Source organism: Nostoc sp., from assembly GCF_036916655.1.
In the GTDB taxonomy this organism is placed as follows: Bacteria; Cyanobacteriota; Cyanobacteriia; order Cyanobacteriales; family Nostocaceae; genus Nostoc.
The window spans coordinates 41,901-64,874 of sequence record NZ_JBALFY010000101.1; the positions used below are offsets into that span (position 1 = coordinate 41,901).

The window sequence follows — 22,974 nt, forward strand, 5'->3', positions numbered from 1 at the left end:
GCCTAATTTTTTAGGATAGTCCCAACGATAAATAATCAGGAATGTAATCATGGCTGAACAACAAGAAAAATCTAACAATCAAGAAAGTACACCTACCGCTTCTGGTGGCTACCAAACCCCTATCGACGAAAGTATCCGCAAAACTGGCGATGCTGAAAAGAGTGATGCTAAACCTACTGCTACTCCAGAAGCACCAGGAGAAGATTCTGTAGCAGGTAGTCCCAATCAAGGAACTGAGTCACGTTAATTGATTTGAATTCTCCTAAGTTTTAATCATTTCGTGGGGTCTTTTGTTGTAATCCTAATACAGTAAATTTTGGGTGGATATATGGTCTAACAACCACAATTATCCACTCATTTTTTTGTGTCACCAAACTCAACAACATCCGATTTTCTTTCTCCCTGCCCCCTGCCGTCAAAACGATAGGATATTTTTTGGAAGTCTTTAACCGCAGGTATCGCAATCAGAAGCTTTAATATAGCAACATAAATATAGTTTTAAATATATAACTATATCTACGTAATAATACTGTATTGCTTGATTATAGCATCGTCATAAGCTTGCTATTAGAGTTAAAACTGATGTGATTTATTAGCTACACTTTTGCGAGTATTCCATGAAAAAACTGTTAGAAAAATTGGTTCCAGGCGGTTTTAGCTTGGCATTACTGCTATTGTGTGGCGTCGGAACAGCTTCTTACTTAAGTATTCAAAGGTTGACGGAAGAAAAGCGATGGGTATTTCATACTCATCAAGTGATAGAAGCCATAGATCATACGCATATCAGTCTCAGTAATGCTGAGAGCGCGCGAAGTAGTTATATTCTTACGAAAAACACAGTTTACCGAGAAATTTATCAAGGCGAGAAGCAGAAGGTTTATGAGGTGCTTAAAGTCATTCGACAGCTAAGTAGTGATAATCCTAGCCAACAAAGGCGGCTTGATACACTGGAATCTCTGATTGCACAGAAATTTTCCTTGCTTGAACAATCTATTGATTTGGTTGGGCAAGCAAGTTTAGATCAGTCAACTCAAATAGCGATCGCAGATCGGAGTATAGAGATCCGCGAACAACTTGAGGCAATGCACAATGAAGAAAAAACTTTATTGCAACGGCGGATAGCGACTACAGATGATCTTTTTCGCCAGGTATTAATTGTATTAAGTCTAGGGTATGTTTTAAGTTTCCTTTTGCTAATTGTGGTTTACTTACTACTGCAAAAGCAAATTCGTCTTAACCAGGCTTTATCCCAAGAAGCTATTCGTCTGGAACAACAAGCTGCAAAAGCAAAACTGGCAGATATTTTAGAGACTATTACAGATGCCTTTGTTGCCCTCGATCGCAACTCATGCTGCACCTACATCAATCAGAGGGCAGGACAAATATTCAACTATCACCCCGCAGACTTAATTGGCAAAAACATTTGGGAAGTATTTCCCGAAGCTGTGGAATATCAGTTTTATCATGCCTATTTCCAGGCTTTGGCAGAACAGCAAGTCATTCAGATGCAGGAATTTTATCCACCGTTTGAGCGCTGGTTTGAATATTGTATGTACCCCTCACCGTCAGGAGTATCAGTATTTTTTCAAGATATAACTCGCCAAAAATTTGCAGAAATTGCCCTAGAAGAGAATGAAAGACGCTATCGTTCACTGGTGGTTGCAACTTCTCAAGCTGTCTGGATAGCTGATACGAAAGGGATGCCAAAAGACTTTTCGTCTTGGATAGCCTTGACTGGGCAAAGTGATGCTCAAATCGAGGGGTGGGGATGGCTGAATGCAATTCATCCTGAAGATCGGGAGTTGTCAGAGTTGTTGTGGACTCAGGCACTAAAAACCAAAAATCTTTATTTTAATGAGCATCGGCTACGGGTTGCAGATGGTAGCTATCGATTTTTTGCCGCGCGCGCAGTTCCCGTTCTGGATGCCAATGACAAGATTCAAGAGTGGGTAGGTACTCACACCGATATTACAGAACAACAAATTGCCCTGCGCGATCGCAACTTTGCACAACTTGCACTACAAAAGGCTAATAAGGAATTAGAAATCAAGGTACAGGTACGGACAGCGGAATTACAAAAGCTAAATGAGGAATTAAAACGCTCTAACCAAGAGTTAGAACAATTTGCTTATGTGGCTTCCCACGATTTACAAGAACCATTACGAGCCGTGGCAGGCTATACCCAATTATTAGAAAATGAATATCAAGACCGTCTAGATGAGTCTGCTCAAGAATACTTTGGTTATATTATCGACGGCGCAAAGCGGATGCAGCAGTTGATTCAAGACTTGCTAGTTTATTCTCGCGTGGGGACTCGCGGTCAAGAATTTGTCCTTGTTGACTGTAATACTGCACTCAATCTAGCTCTTAATAATTTACATGTAGCGATCGCTCAAAGCAAAGCCATCATCACTCATGAACCTTTGCCAAAGTTGTACGCAGACAAAACCCAAATGGTGCAGTTATTCCAAAATCTGATCGGCAATGCTATCAAGTTTTGCCGAAAAGAGCCACCCCAGATTCATATTGGCACCATCCTTAGAAAAGCAGGGGAGGCAGGGGAGGCAGAAGAAAAACCTAACTCCCCACTCCTCACTCCTCACTCCCCATTCCCCACTCCCCATTCCGAATGGCTCATCTGGGTACAGGATAATGGCATCGGTATTAAGTCTCAGTATCTTGAGCGGATTTTTGAGGTTTTCCGCCGTCTTCATACTCGCCGAGAATTTCCTGGTACAGGCATTGGTCTAGCTATCTGCAAAAAAATCGTCGAGCGGCATGGTGGTCGCATCTGGGCTGAGTCGGAACCAGGCGTAGGAACAGTTTTCTATCTTACTCTCAACGCAAATTAAGGTATCTTTAGTATATATACTGCACATCCGCCTAATAACTCTCTAATAACTGCATGATTCATCGTCCAGCATTTCGACCTATTGAAGTTTTGCTAGTTGAAGACTCTCCTAGTGATGCAAACCTAACCATCAAAGGCTTTTCAAATGCTCAAATCGCCAACAACTTGCATTGGGTTGAAGATGGTGAAAGTGCTATTAACTACTTACGGGAGCAAGAAGAGTTTACTAATGTTCCCCGTCCAGATTTAATCTTACTCGATCTAAATCTTCCAGGAATGGATGGGCGTGAAGTGTTAACAGAAATCAAATCAGACCCAAATCTCAAGTCTATTCCTGTTGTTATAATCACTACCTCAACTGATGAGCAGGATATCCTAGAATCCTATAACCTCAGTGCTAATTGCTATGTCACAAAACCCATTGATATCTACCAGTTTATTCAAGTTGTGCAGCTGATCAAAGATTTCTGGCTGATAGCGGCAACATTACCACAAAAATAACTGGGTTGGAAATTTCAACTGTTACTTATAAAACTAGACAATTAACTCCTGTCTAACAAATAGAAAATCAGGTGATTATCTAACAAATTGATATAACCCTGTACTATGGAAAAGCTCACAATTCACATTCTATTAGTAGAAGATAGTGCTACTGATGCCCATCTACTACACCGGATATTTTTACATGCATATCAAGAACAATGGCAGATGTTACATGTTGAACGGCTATCTGAGGCAATAGATGCTAGTAGAGAAAACTCCGCATTCACCCTTGATAATTCTCAGCTAGTGAGTCGAAGACAACGCAGATTCGACCTAGTTTTGTTAGACCTCAGCCTCCCAGACTCTATTGGATTGGATACGTTGAAAGAATATCGGGCAGCAGTACCCGATATTCCAGTAGTGGTGCTAACAGGTCTTGATGATGAAGACTTAGCAATGCAAGCATTAGCAGAAGGCGCACAAGACTATCTCGTTAAAGATCAAATCACTATACAAAGGCTAGTGCGTGCTATTCGCTATGCCATTGAAAGGAGCGAAATTCTTAACCAACTACGGGAAAGTGAAGAACGTACCCGTCAAGCCCTAGCAAAAGAACAGGAACTCAACGAGTTAAAGTCAAACTTTGTTGCAATGGTTTCTCATGAGTTTCGCACCCCTATGACTACAATTCGGACAGCTGTAGATATCCTGGAATATAACAGTGATAAACTAACTGATGACCGGAGAACTAAATATTTTGATCGTATACAAAATGCTATAAACCAAATGCTTCATCTCTTAGATGAGATATTGTTTTTGAGTAAAACAGAAGCAGCAAAACTCGAATATAAACCTACACTTTTAAATTTAGAAAATTTTTGCAGCGAACTCACAGATATTCTTCAAATTAATGCAGGTAGTCAGCACACTATTATCTTTACTTGTGAAGGTGAATCTACTCAAGCCCAAATGGATGAAGACCTACTAAATTGTATCTTAACTAATTTAATTTCTAATGCCATCAAATATTCCCCTCAACATAACACTATTTGGTTTGATTTGATTTGCAAAGATCGCTTTGCAATTTTCCAGGTAAGAGATAGGGGAATGGGCATTCCCCTCAAAGACCAAGCCCGTCTGTTTCAAACCTTTTATCGTGCCAGTAATGTAGGTGTAATTCAAGGAACAGGATTAGGACTCACTATAGTTAAAAAATGTGTGGAGTTACATGGTGGTCATATTCAATTAGAAAGTGAGCAGGGTATTGGCACAACAGTAATTGTGACTTTACCACTGGAATGATTGGGCATGGGGCATTGAAAAGAAGCAGAGGGGCAGGGTGCGGGGGGCGGAGGGGAAAATTCTTCCCCCTGCTCCCTTGCTTCTTCCCCATTCAGCACTCCTGAGGGGTATTGGGCAGAAGTCTTTAATTTTGAATTTTGAATTGATTTCTCTCCCATTCCTCACCCTATTTTCCTACTTGGGGATTTGGCGTTGGACAAGTTTTATTAGCAAAATCGCACTGATAAACATAGGGTTCTTGCCAACTCAGAGGAATTTCTAATAAGTCTCGTGTGCCTGTCATGCCTTGTCCAATAAACAGTAATAAAGCAATGCAGTTTAAAATCGTATGAATGACACGCCAGCGATTGGATTTATCTTGATAAATATCTTGAACAATTGCTAATGAAAAAATCATCAGCAGTGCTGCGGTAATTCCAATATAATAATGTGACCAATACCACTCATTAGTACGGCGATAGACTCCATCCTGACAGCCTAAAATGACTAAACCTGCACTAGTTAAAGTTGCAAAAACTCCCCGCCATACCCGTTGCTTTGCCCGATAAAGAAATACTAAAGAGGCGATGGTGGCAGCAAAAATTAATAGGATAAAAACAACTTGAAAAGGTGTTTTATTCCACAATTGATTTTTGATAATATTTTTGCCAATAGGATAGCTTAATCCGATTAAAGTTAATCCGACAATTGCACTTGTTAGTTTTTCACCTAACTGCTTATGTTCTCCACCCACTACGGGAGGAATTTTGCTCTTACTCCCAGCTAAAATTTGCAATCGGCGTTGCCGTGTTTGCCAAGCAAAATTCACTACTGTACCGATGAGTGGAAACACGAATATGATTGCGATCGCTGGATGTACAAGACTAAGAAAATCTGTTATTTGCATACAACACCTTTAAATGAATCATTGAATTCATCTCAAAGGATAATCTAGGTCATCGTACCATCATTTAAATTAATTTGAGATGAGAATTTGTTTAATATTCATTTCTATTATTTTTAGCTGATTTTAATCAAGCCAATATTTGAATATCTTATAAAAGATTATGACTCTAAAAGACATAAGTTATGTATTAAGAAGCACATAGTAAGTTTTAATGATAAAGTATTATTAGAAATGTTTTGTAACATTTTTTCAAAAAAATCCGTTAAAAAAATCTGGTGAAATACTTTTTTCCAAAATAGTTTTAGGTGATAAAGGGTAAATAAAATGTCAGGATCAAAACTTCGCTATCAACCAGCTCCAAATACTGTTTCTAAGAGAGTTATTCAATTCCACACAGCAACGCTGATTTTATTAGTCATTGTTTTATTTTCTGGCATCATTATAGCAGGATGGTTTGCTGGTGAAGATAGAATTAGTGGAATTTTTGCTCAAATCAATTACTGGCAAATGCACCCACCAATGTGGTTAAAAATTCCAAGAATAGAAGGTAAATATTTACTGCTACCCACTGTTGGATGCTTGTTAACTGTGTTTGTTGTGATGAAAATATCTCCAATACCACGGATTTGGTCGCAACGGTTAATAGTGGGAATGTTAATCATTTTAACTTTGCGGTATGTTGTGTGGCGATCGCTCTCTAGCTTAAATTTGGTAGATCCGTTAAATGGGGTATTTAGTCTAGGGTTATTTTTTGCAGAGATGTTAGTGATTGTCAATAGCACTATACAGCTATTTTTTATGTTGAATATCAAAGAACGTCACCGAGAAGCAGACATGAAATCATTAGCTGTACTCAGTGGTAGCTTTGTACCAACTGTTGATATTTTTATACCAACTTATAACGAACCAGTTCTTATACTACGGCGGACAATTATTGGTTGTCAAGCCCTAAATTATGCAAGTAAAAAAGTCTATCTTTTGGATGATACTAATCGTTTAGAAATGAGAGATTTAGCAGAAGAATTAGGTTGTTATTATCTAACGCGACCTGATAATAGTTATGCAAAAGCAGGTAATTTGAATCATGCGATCGCTAAAACTAATGGAGAATTAATCGTAGTTTTTGATGCTGATTTTATCCCTACTAATAACTTTCTCACTCGCACTGTTGGATTTTTTCAAGATGCAAAAATTGCCATTGTACAAACACCTCAAAGCTTTTATAATGCTGATCCCATAGCCCGTAATCTAGGTTTAGAAAATGTTCTCACCCATGAAGCAGAAGTATTTCATCGGCAAATTCAGACAAGTCGTGATTCTTCAGGTAGTGCAATCTGTGCTGGTACATCCTTTGTTGTTCGCAGAAGTGCTTTAGAGGAAGTTGGGGGTTTTGTAATTGAATCTTTAAGTGAAGATTATTTCACAGGAATTCGCTTATCTGCTCAAGGCTATCGTTTAGTTTATTTAAACGAAAAGTTAAGCGCTGGTTTAGCAGCAGAAAATATCGTCGGCTATGCAATTCAACGATTAAGGTGGGGACAAGGTACACTCCAGGCACTATTTATTAAATCTAATCCTTTAAAAATTCCTGGGCTAACTCTTATGCAGAGATTAGCTTCTTTAGCAGCATTGCTATATTGGTTTGGCAATATTTCGCGTATTTATTTTCTGCTTATCCCATTAGCATATTCATTTTTCCATGTGATTCCTATCCGTTCAACAGCAGGAGAATTATTATTTTTTTTCTTGCCTTACTATTTAGTGAATTTAGCAACATTTGCTTGGCTAACTTATCGTTCTTGTTCAGCTTTGCTCTCAGATATTTATTCACTAATAATCTGTTTTCCTTTGGCAATAAATACCCTACAAGTGATGATTTATCCTTTTGCAAAAGGATTTCAAGTTACACCAAAAGGTATAGTAAAAAATCGTTATACTTTTAATTGGAATTTAGCCATACCTCTCATCATTTTGTTTATTGCTACTGCTATTAGTTTGTGGCTAAATCTAAATATTGCACCAGAAACTACGCAAAAAACTACAGGTATTAATTTAGGTTGGCTATGGAGTATTTATAATTTAATTATGATTGGTATCACCATTTTAATTTTAATAGATGCACCAAAAGCAGATATGTATGAATGGTTTAATTTGCGGCGAATAGTGCAGTTAAGAGTTGGCAATCAGAATTTGTGGGGTGTAACCACAATGATTTCGGAAGCAGGTGTTGAAATTGCTCTGACTCAGAAGTTACCCATCAATTTATTTGCCCATCAGCTAATAAATATAGAAGTTATAGAAGAAAATTTATGGCTAACTGGTGAGCTTGTGAGTACTGGGTTTAAAGATGAATCCTTCACAGTGCGGCTTAGGTTTAAATCAGTAAGTTTAAATCAACATCGCCGCCTTGTAGAAATGCTCTTTTGTCGTCCTGGACAGTGGAAGCGCCAGAATGCACCAGGAGAATTACATTCGTTATTATTAATATTTAAAATTTTCCTGAAACCACGAATTCTATTTGATAAAAAAGTAGATGTAAGAGCGATGACAGTTTCTCAAATCTGAAATTTTAGTTTTCTCAAGTACTGAATAATTTTCCCAAATGTAGTATATCATGCTAGTGCAATGAGTTAAGATTTTCTACTTTCCAGAGCAAGTAATGATTGTCACCATATACAACATTTGATTTATACTTGTAATTTGCTTCTATTTGCTTGCGCCAGCTATCTGAAGGATTTAGAAAAAAAATATCAGTGAACTCATCAGGAATATTGGGGATGCTTTGGTCTTTTACTAATTGAAACTGTACCTTTGGTTGTAAAAGGTAGCTGAGAGAAAAGATATTTCCATAATTAATACCAGAATCATTACTAATCAAAAGTGGACGAGCAGCCTGATTGATGATTTTTGCAGCTTGTGGATTACCATAGCTAATCACCTTACTCCACCAAGTTTCAGCTTGGGAACTCACTCCATAAGAAACTAACCCACAAATAATCACTAATACTATAATTATCTGCCAAAATTTTCGCTGTACAAGACTCTCATTATATAGCTGCGTAGTCAGGAGATAAGCAACAGCTAATTGAATGCCTAAATAAGAAGGCAATAAATAACGCTCGGAAAGTGAGCGTATACCCCCAAAGATTAAATCTGGTAGCACTAAAGGTAGTGCAGGAATTATAATCAAAGTTAAGACAAATAACCATATTTTATAGTTGGTTGTTCGACAAATAAAATAAATAGAATATCCAATAAGTGTTAAAAAAAATGGTGTAATTATATAGCTAATGGGATTTTCAAAACCAAAGTTTAAATCAAGAAAAATCCGGTTTAACTGTAAAAGCCAAGATTTAATTAAAATCTCTAGGGGAAACTGCATCTTTGTCCAGGCTGTTGAACTGTCAAATTGCAAAAAATTATCTATTACAACCAATATCCAAGGTGTGAAAGCGAAAAACCCTGTTAAAGATGCGAATAAATACGCTTTCACTGTCCGATTTAACCTAAATCTGGCAATGGCAATTACATAAATTGCATGAGCAAATGCTACCAATCCACTCAATAAAAATGTGTAGAGGCTGAGTGCTAAAGTGACTGCATAAATTCCCCAATTTAATATGCGTGGTGCTTTATCTTTTGATTCCAGCCGTAATGCTCGTAGTAGTGAGGCACTGGATAGTAATATAGTCACTATCCAGAGAATGTATTCTCGTGCTTCTTGGGCGTATACTAGGTGAATAGGGGAGATTGCCATAAGTGCGATGGCTACGCCCGCCGCAGGCATCGCAACCTCCGATACCCACACCGATGCTTTAAATAATTCTCGACATAGCCAATAAATACTCGGAAAAATCAACAAGCTGATAAAAGCTGATAAACTTCTGATTGCCGTCACCGAATTACCAAAGATTCCCACCCAAAACCGAGCGATTATATAATACAGTGGTGGATGCTGTGGATCTTCTGTTTCCAAAGACATAATTGTGTCAATTAAGCCCTTTTCCATATTAGGACTTTGGAATTTGGCAAAACTTTCTTTAGTAATTATGCGACCATTAAATATTTGCTGCCTTACTTCATTTGCCGTATAACCAGAAATCCGTAATGAAGTAAAAGTTTCATCATGCCAATAAACTTTGCCGTCAATGTTAAAAAAGCGAAAAAATATACCCACCATTAACAAAACGACAATGAGAAACCGCAACCTATTTGGTGTAAGTTTGAGACGCTGCATAATTAAATTTTACAATAACTTGTAGACAATTATGTACTTTAAACATCTGATGAAAATTAAATATGCATTATCTGAAATCTATATTGCACTATAAACTAGTAGATAATTGATTATTTGGCGACATATTACGTCGGCGTAAATTACGATTTTTAGTAAGTTTCCAGATCGAATAATAGTCATCACTATAAACGATATCTGTCTTTAGCTTATATTTCTTTTCTATTGTTTCGCGCCAAATGTCTGAAGGATTAAGTAAAAACACATCAGTAAACCCATTAGGGATTTTAGGTGTTTTTTGATTATTCACCAACAGAAATCGCACTTTTGGTTCCAAAAGATAGCTGAGAGAAAAAACATTCCCATAATTATTGCCCAAAGCATCACTAATCAAAAGTGGACGAGTTGCCTGATTAATGATTTGGGCAACTTGTGGATTGCCATAGTTCATACCTTTATTCCACCAAGTTTCTGCCTGGGAACTCGCCTTAAAAGAAATTAGACCACAAATAATCACTAATGCCATGATTGTGTGCCAAATGCTCCGGCGTGACACGCTCCCATTATATATTTGTGTAGCTAGCAGATAAGCAACAGCTAATTGGATTCCTAAATAAGCTGGTATTAAATATGGTTCGATAGATGATCGTATAACCCCAGCAATTAAATCTGGCATTATTAGGGGTAGTGCTGGTATTACAATTAATGTGATGATAAAAGACCAAACTTTATAGTTAGTTGTTTGACAAAGAAAATAAATTGCATATCCTACCAAAGTTAAAAATATTGGTGTAATTAAATAGTTTAAAGAATTTTCTGAAGTAAGGTTGATATCAAAAAAAATCCGGCTTAACTGCATTATTAAAAATGGAAATACAGTCAATAAAGATGACTGCGAAGTTGTTTTATCTGCTGAAATCAAAAATTGAAAAAAGTCACCGATTACAACTGTTATCCAAGGCATGAAAGCTAAAAAACCTATCATTGATGCTATCAGATAAGTTCTGACAGTTTCAGTAAACTGAAATTTGGCGACGATCATCACATAAATGCCGTGAGCAAGTGCTACAAATACACTCCAAAGAAATGTATAAAGACTAATGGCTAAAGTTACTGCATAAATGCTCCAGGTAGCAAATAAATCTGGTCGTTGTCGTTCTTTTGCTAGCTCATCTTCTACCTGCATCGCTCGCAGTAAAGACGCACTGGATAGTAAGATCGTGACTAACCAAAGAATATATTCTTGTGCTTCTTGGGCGTATACTAAGTGAATGGGCGAGATAGCCATGAGTGCGATCGCTACGCCCGCCGCAGGCATCGCAACACCAGAAACCGATAATGGCACATTAAATAATTCTCGGCATAGCCAATATACACAAGGGAAAACCAGCAAACTAATACAGGCAGATAAACTTCTGATCGCCGTCACCGAATTACCAAACACCTCCATCCACAATCTGGCTATGATGTAATACAACGGTGGATGCTGTGGATCTTGTTTTGCCAAAGACATAATTGTGTCATTTAAGCTTTTTTCTGGATTTGCACCTTGAAACTGGCTAAAACTTTCTCCACCAATGACACGATTATTAAAAAGTTGCTGTTTTGCTTCAGTTTTTGTGTAACCAGAAATCCGCAATGAGGCATAAGTTTCATCATGCCAGTAAACTTTGCCATCAAGGTTAAAGAAGCGAAACAAGATACCCATCGCCAATAAGAAAATAACTAAAAATCGCAACCAACTCGGAGCAAATTTGAGATGGCGCATAAGTGATTTTCCCAATAAATAATTTATCTACAATAATCGAGCCAGTAAGACTAAATGAAGTGCGATCGCTAATAATTATATCTGAGTTTATTCATCGAAGATACTTAGAGCGATCGCACCCGATTCCGAGTAATGAATGAACATCAAAGGTTCGTTCCTCTAGCCATCTATATTAGTGAAAAAGACCATTTTTACAAAATTTGGTAACGCCATCTAGCAAAGTCTTTACTATTAGATATAGTTAAAAAATCAATAGTCTTAAACTGCGAATCAATAGCTGGAACACTGCATATTTTAGCTCCAATATTCAAATATGCCTGCAAAATTTTCGGAATCTCAAAATTAGATGAATCTAGACAATCTTGAGGGAGTTGTAGAGAAGATTGTGAATTTGGATAGACCAAAATACTCGGATGCATCAAGCCATTCTGCCGAAAATAATCATAAGCGCAAGTAGCTTGCCAAGGACATTGTGTTAGTAACGATGCACACCCAAATAAATATTGGTTTTTACTCCAGATCAGATAATTTGCCAGACCTTCCCAAAGTAATAAAAGTGCCTGACTATTGCGATATTCTTTAGCTATACATGCGCGTCCCACTTCTACAGATACTCGCAGTACAGAATCAGGAATTCCATTAAGATTAAATATATCAGCAGCATCAAAGCCTAGTCTTTGAGAAGCCATTGTATAGGTTTGCATCCGATAAGTTCCAATGGTTTTACCCGTTTGTTTCGAGAACAAGATTAAATGATGGCAAACCGCATCAAACTTATCTATATCCATCTGGGTAAAGTTAGAAGTAGATAATCCTAAGCCTAGTTCAAGATTAAAAACTTCAAAGCGCAACCGAAAAATTGATTCTAATTCTTCTTCAGTTGACGCCAGCCGTAGGGTATATTTTTCAGTTTGAAGGACGGGAAAATCTTCAAGAGGGGGAAGAGGATTCAGTGGGTAATTGATGTGGCGTCCAGAAACTTCCATCTATCTTCCTACTTAGATTTGCGAAAATATCCTACTAGGATTTAGGTACTATAAAACAGGAGTCAGAATTCAGAATTCAGAATACTCTACGCCACTTGCGGGATAGAGTTTTGATTACGAAAAATATTTATTTTAGTTTCGCCCACCTCTTACGTGGTTTTAACCAATATTCAGACGCTCACGGACTCGCTAACGCTACGCTATTACCCACTCGTACAGAATTCATGCTGTTAGCGGATAGCTAAGGTTTAGCCCATTCTGACTCCTGAGTTCTGAATTCTTCTCATAAAAATAGCTCACATTATGCATTAATGTGTCGAAGGATAATTGAGACGGTTTTCGATAAAAGATCCTTGAGAAAGCTTTTTTACTTTCTGGGATTAGAGGTAGAGTGCTTTTATTATGGGCATTAATTCCTAAAAAATCTGGCAATAAGATACAAAATTTTTCTTTGATATAGGCTATGAATGCAAGTCATACCATTTTGGATTTTGGATTTTAGATTTTGGATTGTAAACTGCTTGGTGCATCTGGATTTTCTCACTCTATCTGTTGCAATTATTTTTAAAATTGGTATCAGTTATAAAGCAATACAGTTCAGAATGAGCAACAAAACCCTCATATAGAGACGTGATTTATCGCGTCTTGAAAGATCAATTATCTACAATCAAAATCAGGCAGAAAGCCCCCGAATGAATCCAGGGGCTTAGATAATTTTGGTTGCCATCGCCAATGCGATCGCCATCTGCGGTAAATGCACTCTAAAATACTTAATTAATTACGGTGATTATTACTGTAGTGAACCCTCGTACCTGCCCACAGCAACTTCTCCCGTAACGTCTGATAGTAGGAATTGTTCTCGCGCAAAATAATAAATTTAGCCCGACACTCTGCCATCCGCACATCAACACGGTGTCCCGGCCAAATTGAAGTCCCCAAAACCCCATCTGTCCACAGCTTGGTACTCAAGTCGTAATCCCCCAAAGGCCAAATACTCACCACAGAACCAGGGGGTAAAACGAGAGGGCGACTAGAAAGGCTCATTGCACAAATAGGAGTGACGGTAATCGCCTCCATACCATCGTGCATAATTGGCCCATTAGCAGAAACAGTGTAACCAGTAGAACCTGTGGGAGTGGAAATAATCAACCCATCCCCGACATATTGATCGACCACCTCACCATCGATTTCCATTTCCAGAATTGAGGTAATCATTCGGTCAGCTGAGGCGGGTTTGACACAAAATTCATTCAAAGAGAGGTAACGTTCGCTCACAGGTTCTAAATTAGACCCATGACCCTCATACACCGCAGCTTGTAACATCATCCGTCGTTGGATAGCATAGCGATCCTCAAACAGCCGATCCCAAACTTTCTCCGTATCCTGAAACTCTTCCACCGATTCAGTTAAAAACCCCAGATGACCTCCCACATTCACTCCCAGAATTGGGATGCCAGCTGGGGCTAAATGCCTGGCACTGGTTAAAACAGTACCATCGCCACCGAGTACCAAAGCGAGATCGATTGGTTGACTCGCCGAAGCCAAAAAGACTGGATAGGGATTGTCTTTCGGCCCGCTAGGCCCCATCAACACTTGGCAATCGCGACTTTCTAGTTGTTTCGCACAGAGTTCTGCCCATTCTTTACTCCGGGCATCCCGCGCTTTATAAGCAATGATTACCTGCTTTAGTTGCACGCGCAATTACCATTTCAGGAGATTAAACTGCTCCATATCGACGGTATCGCGGTTGCGATAAATGGCTAGCACGATCGCTAAACCCACCGCCGCCTCGGCTGCGGCCACGGTAATCACAAATACTGTGAAAACCTGACCCTTAATTAATGTTGAGTCGAGGAAGTTGGAAAATGCCATTAAATTCAGATTAACAGCATTGAGCAGTAACTCAATTGACATCAGCACCCGCACAGCGTTGCGGCTGGTAATTAAACCGTAGATGCCGATGCAGAATAAAGCTGCTGCTAGTAATAAAAAGTACTGGAGTTGCATGAATCTGGGTATCCCTCCTGAAAAAGCTGGCTGTTTATCTGCGACTCAGGTCGCAAATATTACTCTTTTGTTTCGCTAGTTGTTGATACTAGTTCTCTGGGGCGTTCTTGTAAAGTCAAAACAGTTTGCCCCACATTGGATCGTGTCAGTTGATCTGGCAAATACTCGCGACGTGCCAAAATAATTGCTCCTACCATCGCTATCAGCAGCAAAATGGAAGCCAATTCAAAAGGCAGCAAAAAGTCAGTGAAGAAATGTTCTCCAATTAAAACAATAGAACTTTCACCACCGACTACAGCAGGAGTTGAGTACGCCCAAGGAGTAGCCAGCACCATCGTACTTAAAAGACCAAACAATCCTACACTTACTACACCTGTTAGTACTTTCCGCACCCAAGAGTTAGGAAATGCCACAAAATTCTGTCGTTTGTTCACCAACATAATGGCAAACAAAATCAGCACGTTAACTGCCCCAACGTAAATCAATATTTGTGCAGCTGCAACAAAATCAGCATTTAGCAACAGGTAGATTCCCGCTATGCTGATAAACACACCCCCCAGCAAAAAGGCAGAATAGACGATGCTAGAGAACAGCACCACACCAATGGCCGCCCCAATCATCATCACGCCTAGTATGCCAAGTGATACTAACTGTACTCCTTCTGCTAGATTCACTGTTTTTTGTCCTTAGTCAATTGTCATTGGTCATTGGTCATTGGTCATTAGTCATTGGTCATTAGTCATTAGTCATTGGTCAAATAACAAAGGACAAAGGACAAATGACAATGGACAAATGACATTTATTTTTCTGTTTGTTCTACCAAATCTTCTGGACGCGCACCTGCACGTGGCGCATCTGCGGGCAATCCATGTGGTTCGAGGACGCCTTTGGGTAGGTAAACTAGTTCGCGTAGTGGTGTAACCATTGGATCATCTGTTACCTTATAGGGCAGACGACCTAGTGCTACGTTGTCGTAGTTCAATTCATGGCGATCGTAAGTGGCAAGCTCATACTCTTCTGTCATAGATAGACAGTTAGTGGGGCAAAATTCCACACAATTACCGCAAAAGATACAAACTCCAAAGTCAATGCTGTAGTGGTTGAGTTTTTTCTTTTTGCTGGCTTTGTCGTATTCCCAATCTACTACAGGCAGGTTAATTGGACAAACGCGGACGCAAACTTCGCAGGCGATGCACTTATCAAATTCAAAGTGAATCCTACCGCGAAACCGTTCGCCAGGAATCAGTTTCTCGTAAGGGTACTGTACGGTAATTGGACGCCGTCGCATGTGGTCGAAGGTGACAGAAAGTCCCTGACCAATATAACGCGCAGCTTGTACTGTTTCTTTGGCGTAATCACCAACTTGTTTCAGGAACTTTAGCATTTTGTGTCTCTCTCTTTTCAATTTTGGATTTTGGATTTTGGATTTTAGATTTCAGACTTAATCTAAAATCTAAAATCTAAAATCTAAAATTGGCTTACCCGCCGAAGGCGAAGGGAAAGGCTAGTTTTAGGGCGGCGGTTAATAGGAGATTAACCAAGCCGACTGGTAACAAAAACTTCCATCCTAAATCTAACAGTTGGTCAATCCGTACCCGTGGCACTGTCCAGCGCAACAGGATGGCGACAAACACTAGTAAATAGGCTTTGAACACGGTCATGGTGATACCCAAAGCCGCAGTTACGATCTGGAACACAGGATTTAATTCACTGACTCCCAGCCAACCAGCGATGAGGTTGAGGGGAATCGGAAAGTCCCAACCGCCCAGGTAGAGAATTGCTACTAGTAAGGAAGAAAGGATCAAGTTAACGTATGAACCCAGGTAGAACAGACCGAATTTCATCCCTGAGTATTCAGTCTGATAGCCGGCGACGATTTCTTCTTCCGCTTCGGGTAAGTCAAAGGGTAATCGTTCGCATTCAGCTAGGGCGGCGATCCAAAAAATCAGAAAACCAATTGGTTGTCGCCAAATGTTCCAGCCCAGGATGCCGTAGCCAGATTGCTGATTGACGATATCAACGGTGCTGAGGCTATTAGACATCATAGCGATCGCTAACACCGCCAACGCCAAAGGAATTTCATAACTAATAGATTGCGCTGCTGCCCGCAACCCCCCTAAGAGGGAGTATTTGTTATTAGATGCGTAGCCAGCCATCAGCAAGCCAATGGGTTGAATGCTTGACAAGGCAATCCACAAGAATACGCCCATGCCCACATTGCTAATTACGATATTCTGTCCAAAGGGCACAATCAGGAACGACAGAAACACCGGAATTACAACAATAATTGGGCCAAGAGTAAACAGCCAGGGGTCAGACTTGGCTGGTACTATATCTTCTTTAAATACCAGCTTCAGACCATCCGCTACAGGCACCAGCAACCCAAAAGGCCCCTGGTATTCTGGCCCAATTCGCTGCTGTGCGGAGGCAGAAATTTTCCGTTCTAGCCAAGTAGCAACTAATACCCCCACTGTTGCCCCAATCAGCATCAGTATCATTGGCAGCGGCATCCAAATCGCTTTGGCTGTTCCTGCTGGTATACCTAAATCCCGGAGGGATTCAATAAAAGTTCCTTGGAGGTCAATTCCTGAATTCATGTTTCCGCTCTTTAAGACATGAGTCATGGTGAATTACAACTATTAGTTAAATTAATACCTGTAAATTCACCCATTTTTAATTTTTGTCCAGATGAGGCCCGATTGAAGATTTGTTGCCAATTCCCATGCCTAGTATATCGTTGGATGGTTTGACCACCCTGAAGCGAGATAAGAACTTCTACTTATGGTTGGCATTGAGATTGGCTATTGAGGGATGGGGGAGCAGAGGAGCAAGGGGGCAGGGGAGCAGGGGAGCAGAAGAGAAGTTGTAGTAAGTCTTTCCCCTCTGCCCCTCCGCACCTCTGCTTCTTGTACCCAATGCCCAATGCCCCATGCCCAATTCCCATTTACCGTTTGTCAATGGGAGTATAAGTAACTTCGTGCAAACCGTTATAAACCTGGGTAGGACGGAAAATCCGGTTTTCTGCTAGTTGTTCTTTCCAGTGGGCTAGCCAACCGGCAACACGTGCGATCGCAAATATTGGTGTAAACAAGTCGGTAGGAATCCCCATCTTCCTATACACCAAACCGGAATAAAAGTCAATATTTGGATAAATCCCTTTGCTACCGAGTTTTTCCTCTACCACTAGTTCCATTTCTTGAGCAATGTCATAGAACTTGTCATGGCCAAACTTCTCAAACAATTGCTCTGCAAGATTTTGTAAAATTATGGCTCGTGGGTCTTTTACTTTATACACACGATGTCCAAAGCCCATAATCTTAGATTTACTTTGCAGACAGTCCTCTATGTAGGGACGGACATTTTCTACAGAGCCAATTTTTTCCAACATCTGAATTACTTCTTCATTGGCTCCACCATGCAGAGGCCCACCCAAAGTTCCCACGGCACTTGCAACCACAGCATAAGGATCGGTCAAGGTGGAAGCTGTCACCCTGGCACTGAAAGTGGAAGCATTCATTGTATGCTCGACTTGAAGTATCAAGCAGATATCAAAAATCCGCGCCATCAAAGGATCGGGTTCTCGCTCATCGAGCATGTATAAAAAATTACTAGAATAGTCTAAGTCATCACGGGGACGCACCGGATCATTGCCTTTCCGCATTAGTTGGAAGGCTGCCACCATCGTGGGAATGGTTGCTATCAGGCGCACCACCGAATCTCGAATGTAGACAGGATTATGTAAATCCCGGAGCGAATAAAACAAACCTAAAGCCGCAGCAGAGGCTTGTAGGGCATCCATTGGGTGGCCGCTTTCTGGAAAGCATTTCATCATGTCCCGAATGCGGTATTTTATCCGCCGGTGGTAACGAACTTCATGCTCAAATGTTTCCAGTTCTTCCTTGCTTGGCAGTTTACCCCAGATTAAGAGATAAGCAGTTTCCAAGAATGTACTTTTTTCTGCTAATTCTTCAATCCTAATGCCACGATATTCTAGTATTCCCTTTTGCCCATCAACATAGCTGATACTTGATTGGGCGGCGGGAATGCCTTCTAGACCAGGCTTGTATTCGCACACCATCATGGCAACACCATTCGCTTTGTGAAATATCTGATTGAGCTAACTTACCAGAAATTTATTGTCGCCATAACAGTAGCCGTTCTAACAACAATCGAAAATGTTGAAAAACTGTTATAGCAGGTACTTGGGCGGTGTCAACCAAAACATCTGACTACGACCCAGAGGAGAACCTGTTTCTGGTAGTTTTATCCCAATCATACCTGCTTTTTTCAAGACTAAGCTTGCTTTGGCTTCTCCCCACAGTAAAATTTCTGCCCAATTACTCAAATTAGGCTCGTGTCCAACCAGCGCCAGTTGGGTATTTTGGGAATAATTTTTTGGCTCTAACCAGTCTTTGAGCCAACTAGAAATTTGACCATCGGGCGCGAGGTGGCTGGATTCCTCGAATTGGGAGCTTAGTTTTTCTGCTATGAGGATTTCAGCCGTTTGGCGGGCCCGCACTAAGGGACTAGTGAGAATTAAATCAAAGTTTAAACCTAATTTAACAAGTTTTTGGGCAACTTTCTCAGTTTTTTGCCTTCCTTCTTTGGTAAGGCTGCGCTCCTCATCTTTGATGCCTAATCCCTTGTCTTCGGCGATGCCATGACGAATTAAGTATAGTTCCATACTTTGAGTTTTGTTAGCGTAGCCCGTGATGAGTTAGCAGTTACGTGTGGTGTGACTTAACCTATCCTAATCTTAATCATTATTACTTATTCGTTGATGTGCCATCTGTCCAGCACAGTGAATGGATATGGCAATAGGTTTAAACCTTGAATAAATCTGTAATCCCGAAAGCGGCTTGGTAATCTTCCATTTCGTTATTTTCTCGTTTGAAACACCTGAATCTTGACCAAAGAGGCAGGGGGCAGGGGAGAAAGATTCTGGAATTCTTCTGCTCAAAGGTTTTCAGAGCCAATAAATTTATTTATGCCCTTTGATTTAAACATTTGTTTCGAGAGGCATAGCACGTTCGCCTTTGGCGTCTCGTAAAGAGAAATAATACGTCCTTGTTTCAAGCCCTTACATTTATGTATGGGGTTCTCCCCCCTCATAGGTGTCAACTTCAGATGGAAATAGCTTATCTGTTGGCTTCCATGCCCGCCCGGAAATAAATTTTTTTGGCTTTTAGCTTAAGTCTACTGAAGTAGACTGGAGATTTTTGGCAATATTTAGTCATCTTCAGATGACTTTAGCTATTAGACGGGAATTTAAATTCCCGGCGGACAAGCGGTTTCGCGTTAAGTTGACACCAATGCTCCCCTCTGCTCCCCTTTCCCAGCAAGAACTATAAAAAAATAGCCGCCTCCACAAGGGAAGCAGCTATTTTTACAAACAGGGGATTACAAAGTATTAGTAATCAAAATCGCCGCCGCCGCCAGCACCAGCGCCAGCAGGAGCGCCATCCTTAGGCTCAGGTTTGTCAACTATAATACATTCGGTTGTCAACACCATACCAGCGATGGAAGCAGCGTTTTGCAGAGCAGAACGAGTCACTTTCGCAGGATCAACAATACCAGCAGCTAACAAATCGACGAATTCGTTTGTCGCAGCATTGTAGCCAACATTGAATTCTTTCTCTTTCACGCGTTCAGCGATCACAGCACCATTCTGACCGGCGTTTTCAGCAATCCGCTTCAGAGGGGCAGGTAAGGCGCGAACGACAATCAACGCACCAATCAACTCTTCATCCTTAAGATTGCTCTTTGCCCAAACTTCCAATTCAGGAGCAAGGTGAGCCAGAGTTGTACCACCACCAGGAACGATACCTTCTTCCACAGCAGCTTTGGTGGCGTTGATAGCGTCTTCTAGGCGCAACTTCTTGTCTTTCATTTCGGTTTCGGTTGCTGCACCAACTTTCACTACAGCAACACCACCAGAGAGTTTAGCAAGACGCTCTTGTAATTTCTCTTTGTCGTAAGAAGATTCGGTTTCATCGATTTGACGACGAATCTGTTCGACACGAGCCTTAACAGCAGCTTCGTTACCTTCGGCAACAATTGTAGTGCTGTCCTTGGTAATGGTGATCCGGCGAGCTTTACCCAGGCTATCTAGCTTGGTGTTATCTAGCTTCAAACCAGCATCTTCGGTAATTAGTTGACCACCAGTTAAAACAGCGATGTCTTCTAGTAGTGCTTTGCGGCGATCGCCAAAGCCAGGAGCCTTAACAGCAGCCACGTTGAGTACACCACGCAAACGGTTTACTACCAAGGTTGCCAAAGCTTCTTTTTCAATATCTTCAGCGATAATCACCAAAGGACGACCAGCACGAGCTACTTGCTCTAACACTGGTACAAGGTCTTGTACCAAAGCGATTTTCTTATCGGTCAGCAGTATGAAAGGCTCATCAAAAACCGCTTCCATCCGTTCAGGGTCAGTAGCGAAATAAGGAGAGATGTAGCCTTTGTCAAAGCGCATCCCTTCAGTGATTTCCAACTCGGTGAACATAGATTTCCCTTCTTCTAGGGAAATTACGCCTTCCTTACCCACCTTGTCCATTGCTTGGGCAATCATCTGACCAACTTCTTCGTCATTACCAGCCGAGATCGCACCAACTTGGGCAATAGCTTTGGAATCTTCCACTGGACGGGCGTGTTCTTTGATTTTTTCTACTAGGAAGGCAGTAGCTTTGTCAATACCGCGTTTGAGTGAAATTGCGTTCGCACCAGCTGCAACGTTCCGCAAGCCTTCTTTGACGATCGCATGAGCTAAAACGGTAGCAGTTGTGGTACCATCGCCCGCAGCATCATTAGTCTTAGAAGCAGCTTGACGAATCAAAGCTACACCAGTGTTTTCAATATGATCTTCTAATTCGATTTCTTTGGCGATCGTTACACCGTCATTGACAATTTGTGGTGCGCCAAATTTCTTTTCTAGAACTACGTTACGACCTTTGGGGCCAAGGGTAACAGCTACAGCCTCAGCCAGAATGTCAATGCCTCGCTCTAGAGCGCGACGGGCGTTTTCGTTATAGATAATGCGCTTTGCCATAGGTGTCTAAATCCAGGGATTAGTTCAATTTTTTCTTGAATTTGGGTATTAGGGATTAGGGATTAGGGATTGGGGATTGGGGATTGGGGATTGTTCCCATCTGCCATAACCCATACCCGATAACCCATAGCCCTCATAACCCACTAGATAACAACTGCTAAAATATCTTTTTCAGAAAGCAGTACATATTCTTCGGTGCCGAGCTTGATGTCAGTGCCGGCGTACTTGGAGTACAACACCTTATCGCCGACTTTAATTTCCAATTCCTGACGGCTACCGTCTTCATTACGCTTGCCAGGGCCAAGGGCGACTACTTCCCCAACCTGGGGCTTTTCCTTGGCTGTGTCGGGCAAATACAGACCGCCTGCGGTCTTTTCCTCAGAAGCGTTCACTTTTACGAAAACGCGATCGCTTAGAGGTTTAACTGTAGAAACGCTTAGAGATAAAGCTGCCATAATTATTTTCTCCAGAGTTTAGCACTCTCAACTCCTGAGTGCTAATCTACCTAAAAGTGGAGTCCAATAGCAAGAATCCCTTGAGTACGGGTTCCCGAACTAGTGGGTCATAAATGTACTTAAGTATAAATGCTTAATTATTTCTACCTTTCAGGTTTTGTTCTGTAAGCTACGAAGAGAGTAGAGAGTAGGCAAGGGGAAGCAGAAGAGCAGGGAGCAGGGAGCAGGGAGAGAAAATATTACCTTATTATTTCCTTATCCCCCCAATCCCCAATTTTCAAAGCTTGGAAGAGGGATCTGCTCGATGAGTAACAACACAGCGATCCAGTCCAGGCATCAAATTCCCAAAACCACTAAGCCTCTAGAACATAAGACCCTGAGTAATTATGTAGAAAGTTTAGAAATTGCAAAAAATCAGCAACACATTTTTATTTGTGCTGACCAGACAATTGTTAATTTCTACTCAAAACAAGCTAGTGTGGAATCCTGAGAATGCTTAAAAAGCGACTTAAAGAGTTCAAACTCAATGAGCCGCATACTAGAGTTATGCCATTTGCATCTCTAGAACAAAAGCCAACTGCTTGCGTGTTTCTTGTTCTAGACTCATAATGGTGGTTTACACTGATGGTGTCGCCAAGTAAACCCGGAAGTTACCTTGCGGATGATCCAAGAACACTGAATAGGCAATAAGGTGGTAAAAAAATATGCGTTTTTAACCCATCCTTTGCCAAAAACTTCCCTAGTTTCTTGTGAACTCCTTATAGAGGCTTAACAACCGAAGGATATGTTATGGCAGTAAGCTTAAAGAAAGTGCGGGTTGGTTTTGAGGTAGGGTCATCTTTAAGCCAATACTTAACTTGTAAGTCAGAAGGATTATTATTTTATCAGTGTTTTTTACCCCGCCCCTTTCAATGCGATATATAATAGCGCATTATAGATACTACTGCTATACGT

At 40.6% G+C, this 22,974-nt stretch carries 20 protein-coding genes; 7 read left to right on the forward strand and 13 right to left on the reverse strand.

The window, feature by feature from the left end:
• Window positions 1-49 precede the first annotated feature (49 nt).
• From V7L31_RS27525 to V7L31_RS27540, 4 genes are all read left to right on the forward strand, one after another.
• Window positions 50-247 carry a hypothetical protein gene (locus tag V7L31_RS27525; protein ID WP_292842639.1) on the forward strand — a complete coding sequence of 66 codons (198 nt, stop codon included), beginning with the start codon at window positions 50-52 and terminating at the stop codon, window positions 245-247.
• A 370-nt stretch (window positions 248-617) separates the two neighbouring features.
• Window positions 618-2,852, forward strand: coding sequence for a sensor histidine kinase (locus tag V7L31_RS27530; protein WP_334699187.1), 2,235 nt, complete (start codon window positions 618-620; stop codon window positions 2,850-2,852).
• A 53-nt stretch (window positions 2,853-2,905) separates the two neighbouring features.
• Complete coding sequence (locus tag V7L31_RS27535; RefSeq protein WP_334699188.1) at window positions 2,906-3,352, forward strand: response regulator; 447 nt, start codon at window positions 2,906-2,908, stop codon at window positions 3,350-3,352.
• Window positions 3,353-3,457: 105 nt separating this feature from the next.
• The gene (locus tag V7L31_RS27540; protein WP_334699189.1) at window positions 3,458-4,636 is read left to right on the forward strand and encodes a hybrid sensor histidine kinase/response regulator; all 1,179 of its coding nucleotides are present in this window, start codon (window positions 3,458-3,460) and stop codon (window positions 4,634-4,636) included.
• 166 nt (window positions 4,637-4,802) lie between these two features.
• Here the strand turns inward: V7L31_RS27540 and V7L31_RS27545 are convergent, their stop codons facing one another.
• Window positions 4,803-5,522, reverse strand: coding sequence for a DUF4079 domain-containing protein (locus V7L31_RS27545; RefSeq protein WP_334699190.1), 720 nt, complete (start codon window positions 5,520-5,522; stop codon window positions 4,803-4,805).
• A 324-nt stretch (window positions 5,523-5,846) separates the two neighbouring features.
• Here V7L31_RS27545 and V7L31_RS27550 point away from each other — a divergent pair, with 324 nt between their 5' ends.
• The gene (locus tag V7L31_RS27550) at window positions 5,847-8,087 is read left to right on the forward strand and encodes a glycosyltransferase family 2 protein (protein ID WP_334699191.1); all 2,241 of its coding nucleotides are present in this window, start codon (window positions 5,847-5,849) and stop codon (window positions 8,085-8,087) included.
• 52 nt (window positions 8,088-8,139) lie between these two features.
• Here the strand turns inward: V7L31_RS27550 and V7L31_RS27555 are convergent, their stop codons facing one another.
• Together V7L31_RS27555 and V7L31_RS27560 are read right to left on the reverse strand one after the other, a co-directional pair.
• Window positions 8,140-9,759 (reverse strand): glycosyltransferase family 39 protein, encoded by a 1,620-nt coding sequence (locus V7L31_RS27555; RefSeq protein ID WP_334699192.1) that lies wholly within the window; start codon window positions 9,757-9,759, stop codon window positions 8,140-8,142.
• A gap of 88 nt (window positions 9,760-9,847) precedes the next feature.
• A complete protein-coding gene (locus V7L31_RS27560; protein ID WP_334699193.1) occupies window positions 9,848-11,524 on the reverse strand; it encodes a glycosyltransferase family 39 protein in 1,677 nt (558 codons plus the stop codon).
• 2 nt (window positions 11,525-11,526) lie between these two features.
• Here V7L31_RS27560 and V7L31_RS27565 point away from each other — a divergent pair, with 2 nt between their 5' ends.
• On the forward strand, window positions 11,527-11,664 hold the full coding sequence (locus V7L31_RS27565; protein ID WP_334699194.1) for a hypothetical protein: 138 nt from the start codon (window positions 11,527-11,529) through the stop codon (window positions 11,662-11,664).
• Window positions 11,665-11,715: 51 nt separating this feature from the next.
• Here V7L31_RS27565 and V7L31_RS27570 read toward each other — a convergent pair whose 3' ends face one another.
• The 10 genes from V7L31_RS27570 to groES form a co-directional block, all read right to left on the reverse strand.
• Window positions 11,716-12,510 (reverse strand): GNAT family N-acetyltransferase, encoded by a 795-nt coding sequence (locus V7L31_RS27570; RefSeq protein ID WP_334699195.1) that lies wholly within the window; start codon window positions 12,508-12,510, stop codon window positions 11,716-11,718.
• Window positions 12,511-13,284: 774 nt separating this feature from the next.
• Window positions 13,285-14,205 carry an NAD(+) kinase gene (locus V7L31_RS27575; RefSeq protein ID WP_334699196.1) on the reverse strand — a complete coding sequence of 307 codons (921 nt, stop codon included), beginning with the start codon at window positions 14,203-14,205 and terminating at the stop codon, window positions 13,285-13,287.
• 6 nt (window positions 14,206-14,211) lie between these two features.
• Window positions 14,212-14,517 carry an NADH-quinone oxidoreductase subunit NuoK gene (gene nuoK / locus V7L31_RS27580; RefSeq protein WP_006199065.1) on the reverse strand — a complete coding sequence of 102 codons (306 nt, stop codon included), beginning with the start codon at window positions 14,515-14,517 and terminating at the stop codon, window positions 14,212-14,214.
• A gap of 59 nt (window positions 14,518-14,576) precedes the next feature.
• Window positions 14,577-15,191, reverse strand: a complete 615-nt coding sequence (locus V7L31_RS27585; RefSeq protein ID WP_334699197.1) for an NADH-quinone oxidoreductase subunit J — start codon at window positions 15,189-15,191, stop codon at window positions 14,577-14,579.
• A gap of 125 nt (window positions 15,192-15,316) precedes the next feature.
• Window positions 15,317-15,901 (reverse strand): NAD(P)H-quinone oxidoreductase subunit I, encoded by a 585-nt coding sequence (ndhI, locus tag V7L31_RS27590; RefSeq protein WP_094349399.1) that lies wholly within the window; start codon window positions 15,899-15,901, stop codon window positions 15,317-15,319.
• Window positions 15,902-15,995: 94 nt separating this feature from the next.
• On the reverse strand, window positions 15,996-17,114 hold the full coding sequence (nuoH, locus tag V7L31_RS27595) for an NADH-quinone oxidoreductase subunit NuoH (RefSeq protein ID WP_334699198.1): 1,119 nt from the start codon (window positions 17,112-17,114) through the stop codon (window positions 15,996-15,998).
• Between the two features lie 347 nt (window positions 17,115-17,461).
• Window positions 17,462-18,598, reverse strand: coding sequence for a citrate synthase (locus V7L31_RS27600; RefSeq protein WP_334699199.1), 1,137 nt, complete (start codon window positions 18,596-18,598; stop codon window positions 17,462-17,464).
• A 108-nt stretch (window positions 18,599-18,706) separates the two neighbouring features.
• Window positions 18,707-19,201 (reverse strand): phosphohistidine phosphatase SixA, encoded by a 495-nt coding sequence (gene sixA, locus V7L31_RS27605; protein ID WP_334699200.1) that lies wholly within the window; start codon window positions 19,199-19,201, stop codon window positions 18,707-18,709.
• A gap of 726 nt (window positions 19,202-19,927) precedes the next feature.
• Window positions 19,928-21,565: a chaperonin GroEL gene (gene groL, locus V7L31_RS27610; RefSeq protein ID WP_334699201.1), complete on the reverse strand. Its 1,638-nt coding sequence runs from the start codon at window positions 21,563-21,565 to the stop codon at window positions 19,928-19,930.
• Window positions 21,566-21,708: 143 nt separating this feature from the next.
• Window positions 21,709-22,020 (reverse strand): co-chaperone GroES, encoded by a 312-nt coding sequence (gene groES, locus V7L31_RS27615; protein WP_012407590.1) that lies wholly within the window; start codon window positions 22,018-22,020, stop codon window positions 21,709-21,711.
• A gap of 304 nt (window positions 22,021-22,324) precedes the next feature.
• Between groES and V7L31_RS27620 the strand changes: the two genes are divergently transcribed.
• Window positions 22,325-22,510, forward strand: a complete 186-nt coding sequence (locus tag V7L31_RS27620; RefSeq protein WP_334699202.1) for a hypothetical protein — start codon at window positions 22,325-22,327, stop codon at window positions 22,508-22,510.
• The last annotated feature ends 464 nt before the right edge of the window (window positions 22,511-22,974 follow it).

Coding starts and splice junctions, on each gene's coding strand:
- V7L31_RS27525 (WP_292842639.1), top strand. CDS start 50: ATGGCTGAACAACAAGAAAAATCTAACAATCAAGAAAGTACACCTACC.
- V7L31_RS27530 (WP_334699187.1), top strand. CDS start 618: ATGAAAAAACTGTTAGAAAAATTGGTTCCAGGCGGTTTTAGCTTGGCA.
- V7L31_RS27535 (WP_334699188.1), top strand. CDS start 2,906: ATGATTCATCGTCCAGCATTTCGACCTATTGAAGTTTTGCTAGTTGAA.
- V7L31_RS27540 (WP_334699189.1), top strand. CDS start 3,458: ATGGAAAAGCTCACAATTCACATTCTATTAGTAGAAGATAGTGCTACT.
- V7L31_RS27545 (WP_334699190.1), bottom strand. CDS start 5,522: ATGCAAATAACAGATTTTCTTAGTCTTGTACATCCAGCGATCGCAATC.
- V7L31_RS27550 (WP_334699191.1), top strand. CDS start 5,847: ATGTCAGGATCAAAACTTCGCTATCAACCAGCTCCAAATACTGTTTCT.
- V7L31_RS27555 (WP_334699192.1), bottom strand. CDS start 9,759: ATGCAGCGTCTCAAACTTACACCAAATAGGTTGCGGTTTCTCATTGTC.
- V7L31_RS27560 (WP_334699193.1), bottom strand. CDS start 11,524: ATGCGCCATCTCAAATTTGCTCCGAGTTGGTTGCGATTTTTAGTTATT.
- V7L31_RS27570 (WP_334699195.1), bottom strand. CDS start 12,510: ATGGAAGTTTCTGGACGCCACATCAATTACCCACTGAATCCTCTTCCC.
- nuoK (WP_006199065.1), bottom strand. CDS start 14,517: ATGCAACTCCAGTACTTTTTATTACTAGCAGCAGCTTTATTCTGCATC.
- ndhI (WP_094349399.1), bottom strand. CDS start 15,901: ATGCTAAAGTTCCTGAAACAAGTTGGTGATTACGCCAAAGAAACAGTA.
- nuoH (WP_334699198.1), bottom strand. CDS start 17,114: ATGAATTCAGGAATTGACCTCCAAGGAACTTTTATTGAATCCCTCCGG.
- V7L31_RS27600 (WP_334699199.1), bottom strand. CDS start 18,598: ATGATGGTGTGCGAATACAAGCCTGGTCTAGAAGGCATTCCCGCCGCC.
- sixA (WP_334699200.1), bottom strand. CDS start 19,201: ATGGAACTATACTTAATTCGTCATGGCATCGCCGAAGACAAGGGATTA.
- groL (WP_334699201.1), bottom strand. CDS start 21,565: ATGGCAAAGCGCATTATCTATAACGAAAACGCCCGTCGCGCTCTAGAG.
- groES (WP_012407590.1), bottom strand. CDS start 22,020: ATGGCAGCTTTATCTCTAAGCGTTTCTACAGTTAAACCTCTAAGCGAT.
- V7L31_RS27620 (WP_334699202.1), top strand. CDS start 22,325: ATGAGTAACAACACAGCGATCCAGTCCAGGCATCAAATTCCCAAAACC.